The sequence below is a fragment of the Nostoc sp. DSM 114161 genome, from assembly GCF_052692665.1.
In genome coordinates this window covers 6,149,179-6,165,616 of sequence record NZ_CP195141.1, presented here as the reverse complement: position 1 = coordinate 6,165,616, position 16,438 = coordinate 6,149,179, and the positions used below count along the sequence as shown (strand labels likewise).

At 41.0% G+C, this 16,438-nt stretch carries 10 protein-coding genes; 3 read left to right on the top strand and 7 right to left on the bottom strand.

The genetic code is table 11. The features are described from left to right. Nucleotides 1-142: 142 nt before the first annotated feature. Nucleotides 143-1,393 (bottom strand): DUF4336 domain-containing protein, encoded by a 1,251-nt coding sequence (locus NSTC745_RS26065; RefSeq protein WP_445633573.1) that lies wholly within the window; start codon nucleotides 1,391-1,393, stop codon nucleotides 143-145. A gap of 604 nt (nucleotides 1,394-1,997) precedes the next feature. Between NSTC745_RS26065 and NSTC745_RS26060 the strand changes: the two genes are divergently transcribed. Then, nucleotides 1,998-7,415, top strand: a complete 5,418-nt coding sequence (locus NSTC745_RS26060; RefSeq protein ID WP_445633572.1) for a trifunctional serine/threonine-protein kinase/ATP-binding protein/sensor histidine kinase — start codon at nucleotides 1,998-2,000, stop codon at nucleotides 7,413-7,415. Nucleotides 7,416-7,570: 155 nt separating this feature from the next. Here NSTC745_RS26060 and NSTC745_RS26055 read toward each other — a convergent pair whose 3' ends face one another. The 6 genes from NSTC745_RS26055 to NSTC745_RS26030 all read right to left on the bottom strand — a co-directional run bounded on the left by NSTC745_RS26055 (nucleotide 7,571) and on the right by NSTC745_RS26030 (nucleotide 15,340). After that, the gene (locus NSTC745_RS26055; RefSeq protein ID WP_445633571.1) at nucleotides 7,571-9,073 is read right to left on the bottom strand and encodes an HlyD family efflux transporter periplasmic adaptor subunit; all 1,503 of its coding nucleotides are present in this window, start codon (nucleotides 9,071-9,073) and stop codon (nucleotides 7,571-7,573) included. 26 nt (nucleotides 9,074-9,099) lie between these two features. Next, a complete protein-coding gene (locus NSTC745_RS26050) occupies nucleotides 9,100-9,330 on the bottom strand; it encodes a hypothetical protein (RefSeq protein ID WP_445633570.1) in 231 nt (76 codons plus the stop codon). A gap of 252 nt (nucleotides 9,331-9,582) precedes the next feature. Continuing rightward, nucleotides 9,583-12,519, bottom strand: a complete 2,937-nt coding sequence (locus NSTC745_RS26045; protein ID WP_445633569.1) for a peptidase domain-containing ABC transporter — start codon at nucleotides 12,517-12,519, stop codon at nucleotides 9,583-9,585. Nucleotides 12,520-12,741: 222 nt separating this feature from the next. Further along, entirely contained in the window at nucleotides 12,742-13,521 is a 780-nt protein-coding gene (locus NSTC745_RS26040; RefSeq protein WP_445633568.1) for a peptidylprolyl isomerase, read from the bottom strand. Between the two features lie 151 nt (nucleotides 13,522-13,672). Beyond that, on the bottom strand, nucleotides 13,673-14,413 hold the full coding sequence (locus NSTC745_RS26035) for a PPC domain-containing protein (protein WP_445633567.1): 741 nt from the start codon (nucleotides 14,411-14,413) through the stop codon (nucleotides 13,673-13,675). A gap of 168 nt (nucleotides 14,414-14,581) precedes the next feature. Further along, the gene (locus NSTC745_RS26030; protein ID WP_445633566.1) at nucleotides 14,582-15,340 is read right to left on the bottom strand and encodes a PPC domain-containing protein; all 759 of its coding nucleotides are present in this window, start codon (nucleotides 15,338-15,340) and stop codon (nucleotides 14,582-14,584) included. A gap of 380 nt (nucleotides 15,341-15,720) precedes the next feature. Here NSTC745_RS26030 and NSTC745_RS26025 point away from each other — a divergent pair, with 380 nt between their 5' ends. Both NSTC745_RS26025 and NSTC745_RS26020 read left to right on the top strand, forming a co-directional pair. Then, nucleotides 15,721-15,882 (top strand): hypothetical protein, encoded by a 162-nt coding sequence (locus tag NSTC745_RS26025; protein ID WP_445633565.1) that lies wholly within the window; start codon nucleotides 15,721-15,723, stop codon nucleotides 15,880-15,882. 140 nt (nucleotides 15,883-16,022) lie between these two features. Beyond that, a complete protein-coding gene (locus tag NSTC745_RS26020; protein WP_445633564.1) occupies nucleotides 16,023-16,370 on the top strand; it encodes a PAS domain S-box protein in 348 nt (115 codons plus the stop codon). Nucleotides 16,371-16,438: the final 68 nt, after the last annotated feature.

The following is a 16,438-nucleotide window of genomic DNA, read 5'->3' as shown; positions in this document are numbered from 1 at the left end:
AAATTAAACCTAACTTGAGATTACCGGGTTTCGACTCCCTTCGACTCCGCTCAGGGCAAGTCGCTCAACCCTCGTTTTCTCAAAGGTCGGGCATTGAGCGCAGTCGAAATGCGTCTTCTAAATAATTGTGTCCACTTACTTATTACACCTTTTCTTTTGCTGGCGTTGCGATACCGCGCTTAACTAAACCCGCTTCGAGTTCCTGAATAAATTTCAAATCTTCCTCAAGTAGAGGCAGGTTTTGGGTTTCAGAAAAGTCTTTACTTACAGAGGGATTTTTCTCAAGAAAAGCAAATGCTTGCCGAAATTGGCGGGGATTTGCCAAAATTTGCGAGTCAAAGTGACAGGAAATAATCTGCTGAAAATCCCAACTTGCAACTGTATCAGCCCAGTTGAGGACTTGTCTTGGTGCTTGGGGAAGAATGAGGATTTGCAGAATCGGCGCGACAAATGGTCTGCCCTGACCTCGTAGAGTATCGAATGTCTGCTTCCAAGTTTGTCGCCAGCGAAAAGGAAATAAACCAAAGTATGATTTTAGCGATCGCTGTGGTGCTTTGAGAGCATCACGAAACATCTGTACCATTGGAGTAACTTCCAGCGCACTTGGACGGAAGTAAAGCGCAAACAATGAAATGCGTTGCCATCCTTTGCGGCGGTTGTCTTCATTGTCCTCCATCGCTTCTAAGGCATTATCCCTTGCATGAAACAGTAAGGGATAAGGATCTAATTGGAGAATTTCCGGCGGGTCTTCTGGTACAGAAATTATAGAATCAGTTACAAGCACAGTGCGCGATCGCTTGTGAAATACTGCAACTTCCGCAAAAGATCCTCGCCCTAAGTTGATGTCCAATATTGCATAGTCAAACTCCGAAGCGAAGGGGGCAAGGTTTGAGTTTTCTGGCAGTTCCTGAGTTCGTTTTTGGGGAAAGCCTAGCCAACTCAGCGGCAAATTGAACGGGAAACTCCACTGGTGCGGGGCAACAAAAACTTGTGCTTGAGGAAAGCGTCTAGAAAAGGGGCCAACGAAGACTTTATGCTCCAAACCAGAACTTGTTGGCAGTAAAATGTACTTAACTTCACCGTGCTTTGCTACCAACTCATTAACCAAGCGAACACACTCAGCTGTTGGAGCAATGGGCGCGTAGACGAGAAGACCTCCAGCAGCAAGTTTGACGAGAGTCATCCGAATCGGCACGATGGTGTAAAGAATGCCCTGAACCTGATCGAATGTCCAGATAGTGTCCTTAACTATTTCCTTGCGGAGTGTCCGCCGCCTGCCGTAGGGGTAGAGTGGGACAGTAAACCAGAATGGCCATGACCAATCTTTTGGCTGGGTGGAAGGATGCATCCCTTGTTGTAGTTCTATCCTCGACTTAGATCCTTGTGAGTTCATCGTCGTTCCATTGACTGTGCGCTTGTTTCTAATTTCTAATACTACTGAGTCTCCAACGGAGGCACACGTTAAGTTTATCTAATGAAGGCAGGGGGCAGGGGGCAGGGGGCAGGGGAAAAGCGAGTTTCGAGCGGGGTTTTCAAATTTGGAATTTTACATTTAATTATGTCTAGCTACTTAGTGCTTTTTGTTTTCTCAACAATTAGAAGGAATTGAGGATTGTATTTAGTTAATTAAAATGTTAGACGTCGGCTGTACTACTATGGCACTAGTCTTGATTTTCGGGACTCGCTCAGGATAGCTAAATAACGGTAGTAACACACTGTTAGCTACTGGAAACTATCTATAAAATTAAAGAGTATTTTTCGGATCGACTTTATGGAACGGAAGAGAGAAGAGGCGTTTTTTGAGAGGGTTTTAACTTGTTTCAAATGCCTGAATATGTCCTTGGAAAAATTACTTTTGTTCTAGAGGTATCGGTAGGTACATACACCTGTTTTATCTATCCTTAGCTGATTTTACTGTGTTTGTCAAAATAGACATGCTCTCTGGGAATACTAGTTTTATCAAACAAACACAAACTTAGGCTATGGGACAAATATAGATGACGAATATAAAATCCGCTCTTATTATACCCGGATATGAAATTACCTCTGAACTATATGTAGGATCTAGAACACGAGTATATCGAGCTATCCAAAAGCGAGAAACGCTACCAGTAGTTATCAAACTTCTAACATCTGAATATCCCAGTTTCAACGAATTACTGCAATTTCGCAACCAATACACCATTAGCAAAAATCTCAAGATTCCTGGTATTATTCATCCGTTATCATTAGAAGCCTATAGTAATGGTTATATTTTGGTGATGGAAGATGCGGGAGGAATTTCTTTACGAGAATACATCAAAACCATTAGCCTATCGCTGGTCGAATTTTTGGCGATCGCCATCCAATTAACTAACATTCTCCACAGTTTACATCAAAACTGTGTAATTCACAAAGACATCAAACCTGCAAACATCCTAATTCATCAAGAAACAAAAAAAATTCTCTTAATTGATTTTAGTATTGCATCATTACTTCCTAAAGAAACTCAAGAAATTATCAGTCCTAATATTTTAGAAGGAACTCTGGCTTATATTGCCCCGGAACAAACTGGCAGAATGAATCGAGGGATAGACTATCGCAGCGATCTTTATTCTTTAGGGGTGACATTTTATGAGTTATTAACAGGAAAATTACCATTTATATCTGACGATCCGATGGAATTGGTGCATTATCACATTGCTAAAGAACCGCCAAAGCCACAAGGTGATGGAGAAAAAATACCAGAGGTTTTATGCAATATTATTAATAAATTAATGGCCAAAAATGCCGAAGATCGCTATCAAAGTGCTTTAGGTTTAAAATTTGATTTAGAAAAATGTTTTGCCCAAATTAAAGAAACTGGTAAGATTGAATATTTTAAAATTGGTCAGCACGATGTGTGCGATCGCTTTCTGATCGCAGACAAACTCTATGGGCGAGAAAAAGAAGTTGTAACCTTACTTCAAGCTTTTGAGCGCGTCGCCAATGGCACATCCGAAATGATGCTAGTGGCAGGATTTTCGGGAATTGGTAAAACTGCGGTAGTCAATGAAGTTCACAAGCCGATTACTCGTCAACAAGGGTATTTCATCAAAGGTAAATTCGACCAATTCAATCGCAATATTCCCCTATCAGCTTTTGTACAAGCTTTACGGGATTTAATGGGGCAATTATTGTCAGAGTCTGACGCCCAATTAGCACAATGGAAAACTAAAATTCTTGCAGTTGTGGGCGACAATGGGCAAGTTTTGATTGAGGTGATTCCTGAGTTGGAACTAATTATTGGACAGCAACCTCCCGTGCAAGAACTATCAGGAACTGGGGCACAAAATCGTTTTAATTTATTGTTCCAAAAATTTATTGCAGTCTTTACTACGAAAGAACATCCGTTAGTCATGTTTCTGGATGACTTACAGTGGGCAGATTCAGCTTCCCTTGTGTTGATTAAACTTCTGATGCAGGATAACAGCTATTTACTTTTATTGGGGGCTTATCGAGACAATGAAGTTCAAGCAGCACATCCTTTCATCTTAACAGTAGAAGCCCTGAAAAAAGCTCAGAAAACTGTTAATATAATTACGCTTTCACCTTTGGCATTGAGCGATACGAATCAATTAGTTGCTGATACATTACATTGTGCAGTCGATCGCTCGCATCCCATCACAGAATTAATCCATCGCAAAACCCAAGGTAATCCCTTTTTTATCACGCAGTTTCTCAAAGCCTTACACGAAGATGGACAAATTAGGTTTAATCGCGATCGAGGGTATTGGGAATGCGATCTGAGCGAAATTAATGCGCTTTCTCTAACCGATGATGTCGTAGAGTTTATGGCACAGCAGTTACAGAAATTACCGAAAGAAACCCAACAAATACTCAAATTAGCTGCTTGTATCGGTAATCAATTTGACTTAGCAACCTTGGCGATTGTTTGCGAGCGATCGCCAGCACATGCAGCAGGAATTTTGTGGAAAGCGTTACAAGAAGGATTGATTCTGCCGCAAAGTCAAGTATATAAATTTTATCTCACCTATGATGAGGTAGATGCTAAGACTAGCAACGTCGAAAATGTAATCTATAGGTTTCTGCACGATCGCGTCCAACAAGCTGCTTATTGTCTGATTCCCGAAGACCAAAAACAAACCACCCATTACCATATTGGTCAACTACTCCTGCAAAAAATTTCTCCAGAAGCAAGATTTGACCGTATTTTTGAACTCATCGGTCACCTCAACTATGGAACTGCTTTAATTAGCGAACAAAGCGATCGCGAGGAATTAGCAAAACTTAACCTCGCAGCCTGTCGCAAAGCCAAAAGCGCAACCGCTTATCAAGCAGCTCGTGAATATGTGACAGTGGGTTTATCTTTATTAGGAGAAAAAGCTTGGCTACAGCAATACGAAATCACTCTTGCTTTTCATGAATTAGCTGCTGAATTAGCTTCCCTGTGCGGTGACTTTGAAATGATGGAACATTTCATTAATATTGTCACCGAGCAGACACATTCCTTACTAGAAAAAGCCAATATTTACCGAATTAGAATACAAGCTTATTCTTCTGGGAATAAACTTGCCCAAGCTCTCACAATTGGTAGACAAATCTTGCAACAATTTGGTGTCAACTTTCCCGAAATACCGACACAAACAGATATTCAACAGGCAATCCAAGAAATCAGCGAACTTATTGGCAACAGAGAAATTGTAGATTTAGTTCGCTTACCTGCAATGAATGATGCAGAAAAATTGGCAATTATTCAAATTACTAACAGTATTTTTCCAGCAGCTTTTAACTTGGGATCTTTGTTCTTTCCATTACTAGTTTCTTTATCAGTTAAATTATCTATTCAATACGGAAATACATCGCTCTCAGCCTATAGCTTTGCTTGCTATGGCATCATTTTGTGTAGTATACAGCAAGACGTAGATACAGCAACAAAATTTGGACAATTGGCACTCGGTATCATCGCCAAATTTGATGCAAAAGCTGTGAAAGCTCAAGTATTACCCGTGCTAGGACTGTTTATTCTACATCGCAAATCTCATATTCAAGAATCACTATCAATCTTGCAAGAAGGTTATGTGACTGGAATCGAAGTTGGTAACCTAGAGTTTGCTGGATATTCTGTCTATAGTTTTTGTTTGAATTCTTTTTGGTGCGGTCAGCCCTTGGTTACTTTAGAACAAGATGTACGCGCTTACTGCAATGGGTTATTGCAATTGAACCAATTGACAGCAGCTAATTACTGCCGAATTTATTGGCAATCTATTTTAAATTTACTGGGAGTTGGAGAGTATCCGATTATTTTATCTGGGGAAGGTGTGCAAGAAACCCAATTTTTGCCCTCGCTGTTGTCTGCTAATGATTTGATTGGGTTATATTTCTTTTATTTATATAAATTACTGCTTTGTTTCTTATTTGGAGAAATTGAGCAAGCGACTAATTACGCAATTGAACTCAGAAAATATTCAACTGCTGGCGCTGGATTCGTCTGCCAACCTGCGGTTTGTTTCTATGATTCTTTGACGGTTCTAGCAGCTTTGAGTCCCCAATCAAAGGAGACATCAAAAATATTAGAGCGGGTGGAACAAAACCAAACGCAACTGCAACAATACTGGGCGCACTATGCCCCAATGAATCATCAACACAAACTCGATTTGGTAGCGGCTGAAAAATGCCGAGTATTAGGACACAAAGCAGAAGCCATTGAGTTATACGATAAGGCGATCGCTGGAGCTAAGCAAAACGGCTACATTCAAGAAGAAGCTTTGGGTAATGAGTTAGCAGCTAAGTTTTATCTGGCTTGGGGTAAAGAGAAAGTCGCCGCAGGCTATATGCAAGAAGCTTACTACTGTTATGGTCATTGGGGTGCAAAGGCTAAAGTCGCTCACTTAGAACAACATTATCCGCAACTACTGACGGCTATTCTCCAACCTACTAACCTCACCATCACATCTGGGGCAACTATAACTCCTACTTTAATTAAGGGTGTCACTAGCGCCAGTAGCAGCCAAAATTTTTGGTTAGATTTTCCAGCAGTAATGAAAGCAGCACAAGCTATTTCTCAAGAAATTGAATTAGAGAAGCTGTTAAAAACCTTAATGCAGATTGCGATCGCCAATGCTGGCGCACAAATCGGTCATTTTATCCTGCGCCAAGACGAACAATGGTTAGTTGTCGCTCAAGCCAACCGACAACAGGCACAAAGTTTAGAAATTCCCCTCGAACAATACCAAGAAATTCCCCAGAGTTTGATTTATACAGTAGCACGAACTCAAAAGACGGCTGTGTTTGAAAACTTGAGCGATTCGGTGCAATTTGCAGGCGATCGCTATATCATCACTCATCAGCCCAAATCAGTGTTGTGTACTCCAATTAATCGCCAAGGAAAACTCATTGGGATTTTGTATTTAGAGAATAATTTAACCGTGGGGGCATTTAATAGCGATCGCATCGAGATTCTGCAACTGCTAACTAGCCAAGCCGCCATCTCTGTAGAAAATGCCCGTTTGTATCAACAAACCGAAAACTATTCCCACACCCTAGAAGCAGAGGTAGAGCGCAAAACCCAAGCTCTCAATCAAAAAGCCGAAGATTTAGAGCAAGCCTTGAAAAAAGTGCAACAAACTCAAGCGCAATTAATTCATAGCGAAAAAATGTCATCTTTAGGTCAAATCGTAGCTGGTATTGCTCATGAAATTAACAATCCTGTTAATTTTATTAAAGGTAATATCACGCATACAGAAAGTTATATTGTAGACATGAAGACTTTGCTGAAACTTTATCAAGACGAATATCCTCAACCTAGTCAAACTATTCAAGCTAAAAGCGAAGAAATTGACCTTGATTTTCTGTTTGAGGATGTCAGTCAGATTTTAGAATCTATGAAACTGGGCAGCAATCGCATCAGTCAAATTGTCTTGAGTTTACGCAACTTTTCTCGCTTAGATGAAGCAGAAATCAAAGCCGTAAACTTACACAGTGGAATTGAAAGCACGCTCTTGATTTTGCAACATCGCTTGCAAGCATCTACAAATAAACCTGAAGTGCGAGTGATTAAGGAGTTTGGCAACCTACCTCTAGTAAATTGCTATCCTAGCCAACTAAATCAAGTTTTCTTGAATATCATTAACAATGCCATTGATGCCATTCGAGATAATCCCCAAAGCAGTGAAAAACCAGAAATTCGGATTCGCACTGAGGTAATAGATAGCGAACGTTTACGAATTGCGATCGCCAATACAGATAGTACGATTCCTGTGAATATTCAAAACCGGATTTTTGACCCGTTTTTTACAACAAAAGCCGCAGGTCGTGGTATAGGTTTGGGATTATTTGTTAGCTATTCGATTATTCAACAACATGACGGTACTCTGAGTGTACGCTCTTCCCCAACAGATGGTACAGAATTTGAAATTCTTCTTCCTGTGCGTTGAACAATTCTTAGGAAAAAGGACGTTTTTGAATAGAGGCAGTTTTCCTTCTGCCTCCTGCCCGGTTGGTGAGCGAAGCGCCGCCCTGAGCCTGTCAAAGGGTTGAACCACTGCCTCCTGCCTTCATTGATAAAAGTGAAGTTTTCTAATCTTTTCGTTCAGCGTAGTGACTTGACGCTATCAGTTTTTTCTACTAAGAAATCGGTGAAGATACTCATAATGGTGCGCTGACGTAATTTCACATTAGCACTAATAGACATACCTGATTGTAGTGGGATTTGACGCTGATTAATCAGTAATTTCTGTCCATTTAGACGAACTTTTGCTGAAAAACGCCAGAACTTATAAACTTCGTCTGGAGGTAAAGCATCAGAGCCAATCTCAACTAGTTCGCCTTTGATATCACCATATTCTTGGAAGGGAAAAGAATCAATTCTGACATCTACTTGTTGCCCTTCTTTGGCAAAACCGATGTCGCGGTTGGTGATGTATACTTTAGCAACCAAGTTGTCGCTAGGAACGAGTTTTAGAAGCGGATCGCTCGAATTAACTACAAATCCTGGTGTTTTGGCTTTGAGTTCAAACACTGTTCCATCTACGGGTGCAGTAATTTTCTGATATTTGAGAGTTTGTTGTGCTTGAACCCACTTACTATCAATTTCACTGATTTGACCTTTAATTTCATAGATGCGTTTTTGATTATCTACAATTACTTTGGTTAATTGGCTATCAATTTCGGCAATACTTTTGTCATTAGCTGTAATTTTAGCTAGTAAATCTTCTTGAGACAGTGCAGCAGTATTGCGAAATTTTTGATTTGATTGAGCGATCGCTAATTGTAATCGCTGCTGTTCCCTATTCAATCGAATCACTTCAGCTTGTTTGGTACTGACATCTTGTTGCTGCTTCAAGTATTGCACCTGAGAGATAGCACCCTGCTGCGCTAAAGGTTCAAACTTGCGGAGAATTTGTTGATTAATTGTTAGCAACTCTTTAGCACTAGCTAACTGTGCCTGAGTCTGGAAAAATTCTTGTTGCGTCTGTTGTGTGTCCAAATTAGCTGCGGCTAAACGCGATTCTAATTCTATTTGGCGATTTTGCAAGCGTAACTGTTGCTCTGGTGTGAGAGAACTTCCAGCAGTCGCACCGTTTAACTGTGTTCTGTACAACTGGTTTTCGGCAATAATGGCTGCTCGGCTCTTAGTCAAAGAGGCTAGTTCTGGTTTAATTTTCAATAGAGCGGTTTGCTGTGCCACTTCCTGTAGTGAGGTTGTCCCTTGAAGCTGGCGGCGGTAGAAATCATTTTCTTGTTCTAGTGTCTGTAAGGAAAGCAACTGAGCAGCCCGACTTTGCTTTAATGAAGTTAGCTCCGCCTCAGAAGTAGTTTTTTCTAAAGTAACGAGTGTGTCACCTTTTTTGACTCGCTGGCCATCTTTGACTAAAATCTCGTTGACAACACCATGAACCGGAGCTTGAATTTCTTTAACTGCACCCTGTGGTTCTAGTTTGCCAGTAGCAGGAATTGATTCATCAATTTTGAACACAGAGGCCCAAATTACAGTAAAGGCGCTAACTCCAACAATTGTCCAGGCAATGGCTCGCGACCAAGTAGGAGTTTGTTGTAAAAGTACTGGGCGATCGAATTTATATTGAATATTCATAAAAATTAGTGATGATTGACTGTTAACTATTGATTGTTGACTGTTGAGTGTTGAGTTAGGAGTGCTAAGGTTAAAAGTTCCGAGTTCAAAACCTCAACCTTCGAGCAAAAAGCCGCAACTTCCAAGTTCAAACCCTCAACGTTCGAGTTTAAAGCCGCAACTTCCGAGTTTAAAGCCGCAACTTCCAAGTTCAAAGCCGCAACTTCCGAGTTTAAAGCCGCAACGTTCGAGCAAAAAGCCGCAACTTCCAAGTTCAAAGCCTCAAGTGTCGAGTTTTAGGGACTGACAAATAAAAAAATATCTAATTAACTCTTGTGGGGTGGGCGTCTCGCCCGCCATATCGACTGAGCGGGCAGGATGCCCACCCCACAATATTGGGTAATTTCTTTCTTGGAGTTCCCTGAAGCTTGAAGTTTCATTATTTAAAGTTGAAACAATAGTATTTACTGCTGACAAATGACAAATGACTAATGACAAATGACTGATGACTAATGACAAATGACTGATGACTACACATTCGCTTCCTGTTGCTGATAAAGACAGTAGTAATAACCTTTGAGCGCCATTAATTCTTCATGAGTACCCCGTTCTACCACAGCACCTCTATCCATCATCAGAATGATATCGGCATTGCGAATTGTGCTGAGGCGGTGAGTAATGAAAAATACTGTTTTATCTTGGAAGGCTGTTGCCAAGTTACGGCAAACTTGGGCTTCGGCATTGTAATCTAAGGCGCTGGTAGCTTCATCGAGAATGAGTAATTGCGGATTTTGCAGGACAGTACGAGCGATCGCTACTCGTTGGCGTTGTCCCCCAGATAGTGCCGAACCTCGCTCCCCGACACGGGTGTTATAGCCGCTGGGTAAAGACATAATAAAGTCGTGGGCAAATGCTACCTTGGCAGCAGTAATAATTTCCTCATCGCTAGCATCAGGATATCCCAAGGCAATGTTTTCGCGGACTGTACCATCGAAGAGTAAGGTATCTTGTAACACCATACCAATTTGACGGCGTAAGGAATAGAGTTCGACTTTACTGATATCGTAGTCATCAATTAAGATTTTGCCGGACTTGGGTTCGTAGAGTCTGGGTAATAATTTTAGCAGCGTGCTTTTACCGGAACCGCTTTGACCGACAATTCCTACAAAGGAGCCAGCCGGAAAATCTAAGTTAATATTGCATAGTTGCAATGGACCGCGATCGCGGAAACTAAAGCTGAGATTTTCAAACCGGACATTACCTAGAATAGTCGGCATGAGGATGTTTTGGCTGTCGGTTTCTGTTTCTTGGGGACTGTCCAAAATATCAGCAAGGCGTTGCAAAGATAAAGCGGTTTCTTGAAAGTTCTGCCAAAGTTGCATGAGGCGCAACAGGGGACTGGTAACATAACCAGCAAGGATGCGGAAAGCGATGAGTTGTCCCAAGGTAAGTTGCTGATTCAGGACGAGAAAAGCTCCCACCCACAGCACTAACATACTGGAAAATTTGTTAAGGAAACTGCTGACAGAACCAGCGTTGGTTTGAGTAGAAACTGTTTTGAAACTAGCACTGATGTAACGAGCATAGCGTTCTTGCCATTGCCAACGCGATCGCATTTCTAAATTTTGCGCCTTGACTGTCTGCATTCCTCCCATGACTTCTACTAAATAAGATTGGGTATCGGCATTGCACTCGGCTTTCTCTTGCAATTGTCGCCGCATCAAAGGAGATACCATCAAGTTGAGCAAACCAAACAGCGGCACTGTTGCTAATGCTACCAAGGTCAACACTGGGCTATAAACCGCCATTACTACAATGTAAACCACCGAAAATACTGCATCCATCACCACAGTCAAAGCTGTACCAGTCAAGAAAGAGCGAATATTTTCCAACTCGCGAACTCGCGTTGCCAATTCTCCCACAGGACGGCTCTCAAAGTAAGATAATGGCAGACGCAACAAATGATTAATCACCTCAGAACCGAGGGTGAGGTCGATTCTGTTGGTTGTATCTGTAAACAAATGAGTGCGGATACTGGTAAGTATTGCTTCGATAATTGCTACTACCAGCAAAAAGATGCCAAAAACTTCCAAGGTATCAGGACTGTTACCAACCAATACTTTGTCAATAATTACCTGTGTGGCGAGGGGATTTACCAACCCAAATAGTTGGATAACAATAGAAGCGATTAGAACTTCAATTAATACTTTGCGATAGCGCCGTAGTGAAGGTACAAACCAACTCAAATTAAACCGTGACTTGGGAGTATTTTGATTAGTTTGTAACAGCAGGACTTCACCTTGGGCGCCCCAGTTTTCAGCAAAATCTTGTAATTTGTAGTGCAGTAGTCCCATCTCTGGAACGGCAATCAGCAACTCGCGATCGCTATTTTTGTAAATAATAGCAAAACTATCTTGCCAAGAAATCATCACTGGTAGTTGCAGGCGTCCAACTGCGGCGGCTGGAACTTTCACCATCTGTGTTGTCAAACCCATCAACTCAGCGGCGGCGGCACAAAATTGCAGAGAGATCGTGCCTTTTTGTTCGTGCTGCTTTGCCAACACTCGCCGCACTGTATCCCTGCGTAAGGGAATATTAAAATATTGGCTCAACATTTGGAAGCAAGCCAAGGAAGCATCTAGCGGTCCTCTACCCTTAATATATGGATACTTGTTTTGTTTGCTCTTAGGGGCTGATTCTTCTGTAAAAGTAATTTCTGAGGCGTAGGGAATCTCTGCGGGTAAAAGTGCTTTTGGTGCAACGGCGGGATTTTTTCCAAGTATTGATTTGGGCAATCCCACCAAACGCATATTTGTCTGAAATTTCAGCTTGGGGTTGATATCTTCTAATTCTAAGCGGCTACCTGCGGGAAACTCAGAATCGAAATTACTGCTGACTAACCATAAAAATTCTGAGTCTAACTGCTGGTGAAAGGCTTGGCGTGCAGGAATTGTGCGGATAATCGCAACTTCAGTTGCAGCCTGGGCAAGTTTAACTAAATTCTTGCTCCCATCTGCACGACGGCTGAATTCTTCAGTAAGCAGTTCGTATACTTCTAAAAGAGCAATTTCATTTTGCAACGCTTTGACAAAAGCTGACTCTTGCTTGAGTAATGGAAGAAAACCTGCAATGGGTAGATTGAGGGTAATAACTTCAGTAGAAGCGATCGCGCTTTCACAAGCAACACCCCGGACATGACTTATCCAACCTAAAACCTCTCCTGGAGAAAGTAATTTCAATGTGGCCGGATTCGGCGCTTGGGAATTATAGCCTAATAAACGCGCTTGCCCTTGGTAGATAACGCTAATTTGCTCCGGCATAGCTTCCCTGGCTACTATTACTTGCCCGATACGATAGCGAAAAAATTGCCCTTGGTTGAGCAAATTTTCTAAAACATTTGGTGAAAGATAATTGAAAGGAAATAAATCAGCAATAAATTCTTGAATATCAACGGTTGTATTTGTCATGATATTTGACACCTTATTTCATAACTTCTAGATGGTCAAAAAAATTATTTCTCCACAGTTACTCCTGGCTGACTCTAAGAGGATGTTTGAAAAGTATCCTTGTCGGTATACAAACCTTTTAGATCCCCCTAAATCCCCCTTGAAAAGGGTGACTTGATATTCCTTTGTTAGGGGGGATCTAAAAGTAGCCAAAATCACAAGAAAATACTTTTAAAACAACCTCTAAGCTGCCAATGCTTCTTTAACTCCTGCTGGTTTGGCGTTGATTCCCATCCAGGTTTTTTCTTCTGATGAAAGTCGATCGAGTTGTTGTTGAAACCAAGTTTCAAAATTATCTTGCAGCAATCGTTGGCGCATAAAATCATCCAACTGTGCAGTTATGAACTTTTCCACACGGACAATAATCCATACATTTCCAAAGGGCACAGGTGCTTGAACTATACCTACTTGACTCGTGCAAAGTAAGTGAGCAAAATTAGGAGCGATCGCACCAATTTCTACCGGGCCGATAATGCCATTTGTATCGGCTTCTGGGCCTTGGGAATATTCACGCGCTAGTTCAGCAAATGACTGCTCTTTTTCTGTAATTCTGAAGAATAGCTCGTTAGCGGTTCCTTGACTTTCAGTCCGAATTAAAGAATAAATGATTTTGTCAAAATGTCTTTTGTTTTTCAGGAAGTAGGATTCTAATTGATGTCCCCAAGTTTGCTGCTTGAACTTTTCAACTCTGAGCTTGCGGGTGACAAAAAGTTGTAACTGTTCTTGAGTCAAACCGTAACGCCAGCACCAATCTTGGATTTGTTGGTCGGTTGTTAAATGCCACTGCTGATAAAATTCCTCTAGAGCATGGGATGTTTCGGCTTTTGTGCAGGCGATTGGTGCGATCGCTCCTTCAATAATGCTTTGAGATAACAATTGCGGAATCAAGTTGTAACTAGCCAAGAAAGGGATTATTTCTGGTGGGAAGTTCTGGCGATCGCCTGTTTGTAAAACTTTGTTCATATTTGTTGAAATATTTAATGAGTGCAGCTATTATTTTTCCTATGAAGCGGTTAAGTTCAGGTATAGCTCTCTGCCGCTTGTATAATTTGCATACTCTTGAAAGCATTGCCATACAATACTTTCAACTACTATTCACCACCTCTAATGCTTATTAAGCAAAGGGGGTGGTGAAGTGGTCAAAAGCCAAAGTGTAGTTAGTACTACCTTGAAATTGATTGACCTGTAGGAAATAATCGCCAGCATTGTTAATATTAGAAATGATATCTGAAGTAATAGCGCCGTTAATAGAACGGGCAATTTCTTCGCCCGCCTCAACTCTGCCATTGTGATTAAAGTCTCGAATTAGTCGGATATCGGCATCATTGCTCAGTCCGCCCAATGTGATGTTGACACCTTCAAAACTTCCTAGAGAGAAGTGGTAAACATCAGCAGTATTTTTGTCATTGATAGAATTATTGCGGGTGACATCACCTGATAAGTTACCAAGTTCAAATTCCTTAGGCAGAAGATTGCTGAAATCGGATGTTGAATTGGATGTTGTTGCAGACCAGTCTAAATCGTAAGTCACGCTACCGGAACCAGAAAAGCGAGAGACTTCAGCAAAATAAGTACCTGCGTTTGCTCTAACATTAATTGAGTCATCAAAATTGCTGCCATTACGCGAACTTGCAATCAATCCATTTTCGCGATCGCTGGCGTCTAATACACCGTTACCATTAATGTCTCGAAAAAGTCTCAGATCTGAATCATCACCAGCACTAATATCGTTAAGAGACAAATTGACGTTTCTAGTACTATTGATTTGAAACTGATAAACATCACTAGGACTTGGTGTTTCAAAAGAAAAGTGAGAAGGAGTGCTAGAGAGAGTACCAAGATTGAAATTAGTCATTTTTTTGTTTTTTCGATGTAGATAGTAATTTAATTAAGTCCTGATGTATTTTTTTGTCTAAAGTGTGGAATAAAAGCGGCAAAGTTCAGGTATGATTCTCTACCGCTTAGATAATTTGCATACTCTTGAAAGCGTTGCCATACAATGCTTTCAAGTATTACTCACCACTTAAGCAAAGGGGGTAGTGAAGTGGTCAAAGGTCAAGTTGTAGCTAGAGCTAGTGAATTGAGTGACCTGCAAGAAGTAATCGCCAGATAGATTAATGTTGGAAATCAGATCTGAGGTAGTACCTCCGTTAGTAGAACGTGCAATTTCCTCACCAGCATCAACGATGCGATTGTTATTCAAGTCTCGAATTAACCGAATGTCAGCGTCGCCGTTGAGTCCGCTCAATCTAATGTTGACACCCTCAAAAGTTCCCAAAGAAAAGTTGTAAACATCAGTTGTATTCTGATTATTGACGTTACCTGTACGAGTAACATCACCTGATAAATTACCAAGTGTAAATTCTTTAGGCAAAAGGTTGCTGAAACTAGATGAAAGGGGAAAAGTTCCAGACGGTTTAGTCGCAGATAAGGCTAAATCGTAACTGACACTGCCCGAACTACCTGGAGCAAAGCGAGATACTTCTGCAAAAAAAGTACCAGAGGAGGTTTTAAAGTTAATCGCCTCATCAAGATTACTTCCCTTATTGGAAACAATTCCAACTGTTCGGTCGAAGTCGTCCAATACGCCGTTGAGGTTAGCATCTCTAAACAGCCGGATGTCCGCATCATCGCCAGCACTAATGCTTGTCAGAGAAAGGTTGATGTTGCTGGCATCTGCGATCTTAAACTTAAAGACATCCGTTGGGTCTGTTGTAGTTAAACTGAAGTTATCTTTAATAACAGGAGTGCTACCTAGTGTACCAAGATTGAAAAGTGCCATTTTTTTGTCCTTTATGTGTTGATTGTAATGCGGTCAAATTTAGATTCAGTTGTAGTTTGCACAGATGTAAATCCCGATTTAAATGGAAATTTACTGCGATATATAAGAGTCGTAAATGATTTGTAAAATCTTGCATCAGGGCTGCTAACAGCCATTAATGATATTTTTTACAACTCTCAGAGGAATGGGGTAACGGCTGATAATTGAATGAAAATAAGGAAGATTTATTATTTTCAATAGAGCCTTAGCCATTTCCTTTTGTGCTTGCCTCGTTCAGAACCTGTTGTTTAACCATGAATATAAATTAAACTGTTTTTTCAATAAATACAGCATGAAAAAGACTTTAATAGTTAGATGTTTTTAAGGAGATAAAAAGCGGTTTGTCTGATTTAGTCAGAAAAAGTCATATTGGATTTGGGGTAATTGCAGCAAAACAACGTCAGGGATATCAAAAGCTAATAATTCAAGATATGAGTAGTCTTTGCGATCGCCTACAGTGGACGCTTTACACCATCACTAAAACCTATTGGCTCAATGAGTAGGGGTATACTATAAACGCAATGACTTTTAAAATTGCTGTAGCCAAATTGCTGTTAATATGTTGCACAAGCATGAGAAATTCTGACGTTAGTGTAGTCAATCCTTAGCAGCCTAGTTCCTAGTCTTTATAACTAAAGCAGTAATGAAATCCCTCAGTGACATCAAACAAGAAACAGAAGTGCCTGTTGTGATTACAGATCGGCAAGGGTTCATCACTTATGTAAACGATCGCTTTACCTCTGTTTTTGGCTGGAGTATGGCTGAAATTAACGGTCAAATGATTACAGTGGTTATTCCAGAAGGGTTTCATGCCCCGCACCATCTCGGCTTTTCCCGCTTTCTCTCAACGGAAAATTCTACCATTCTCAATCATCCACTGCGTCTTGTGGGAGTCACCAAAGATGGGCGAGAGATTGAAGCCGAGCATTTGATTATGGCAGAGAAGCATCAGGGAGAATGGGTATTTATGGCCACGTTGCGTCCTCTTTAACAAAAATGCACGAAAGGAGGAGACACACCAAATTTACCTGCATCTGTGCTTCTAAAACAGGAGTTTGC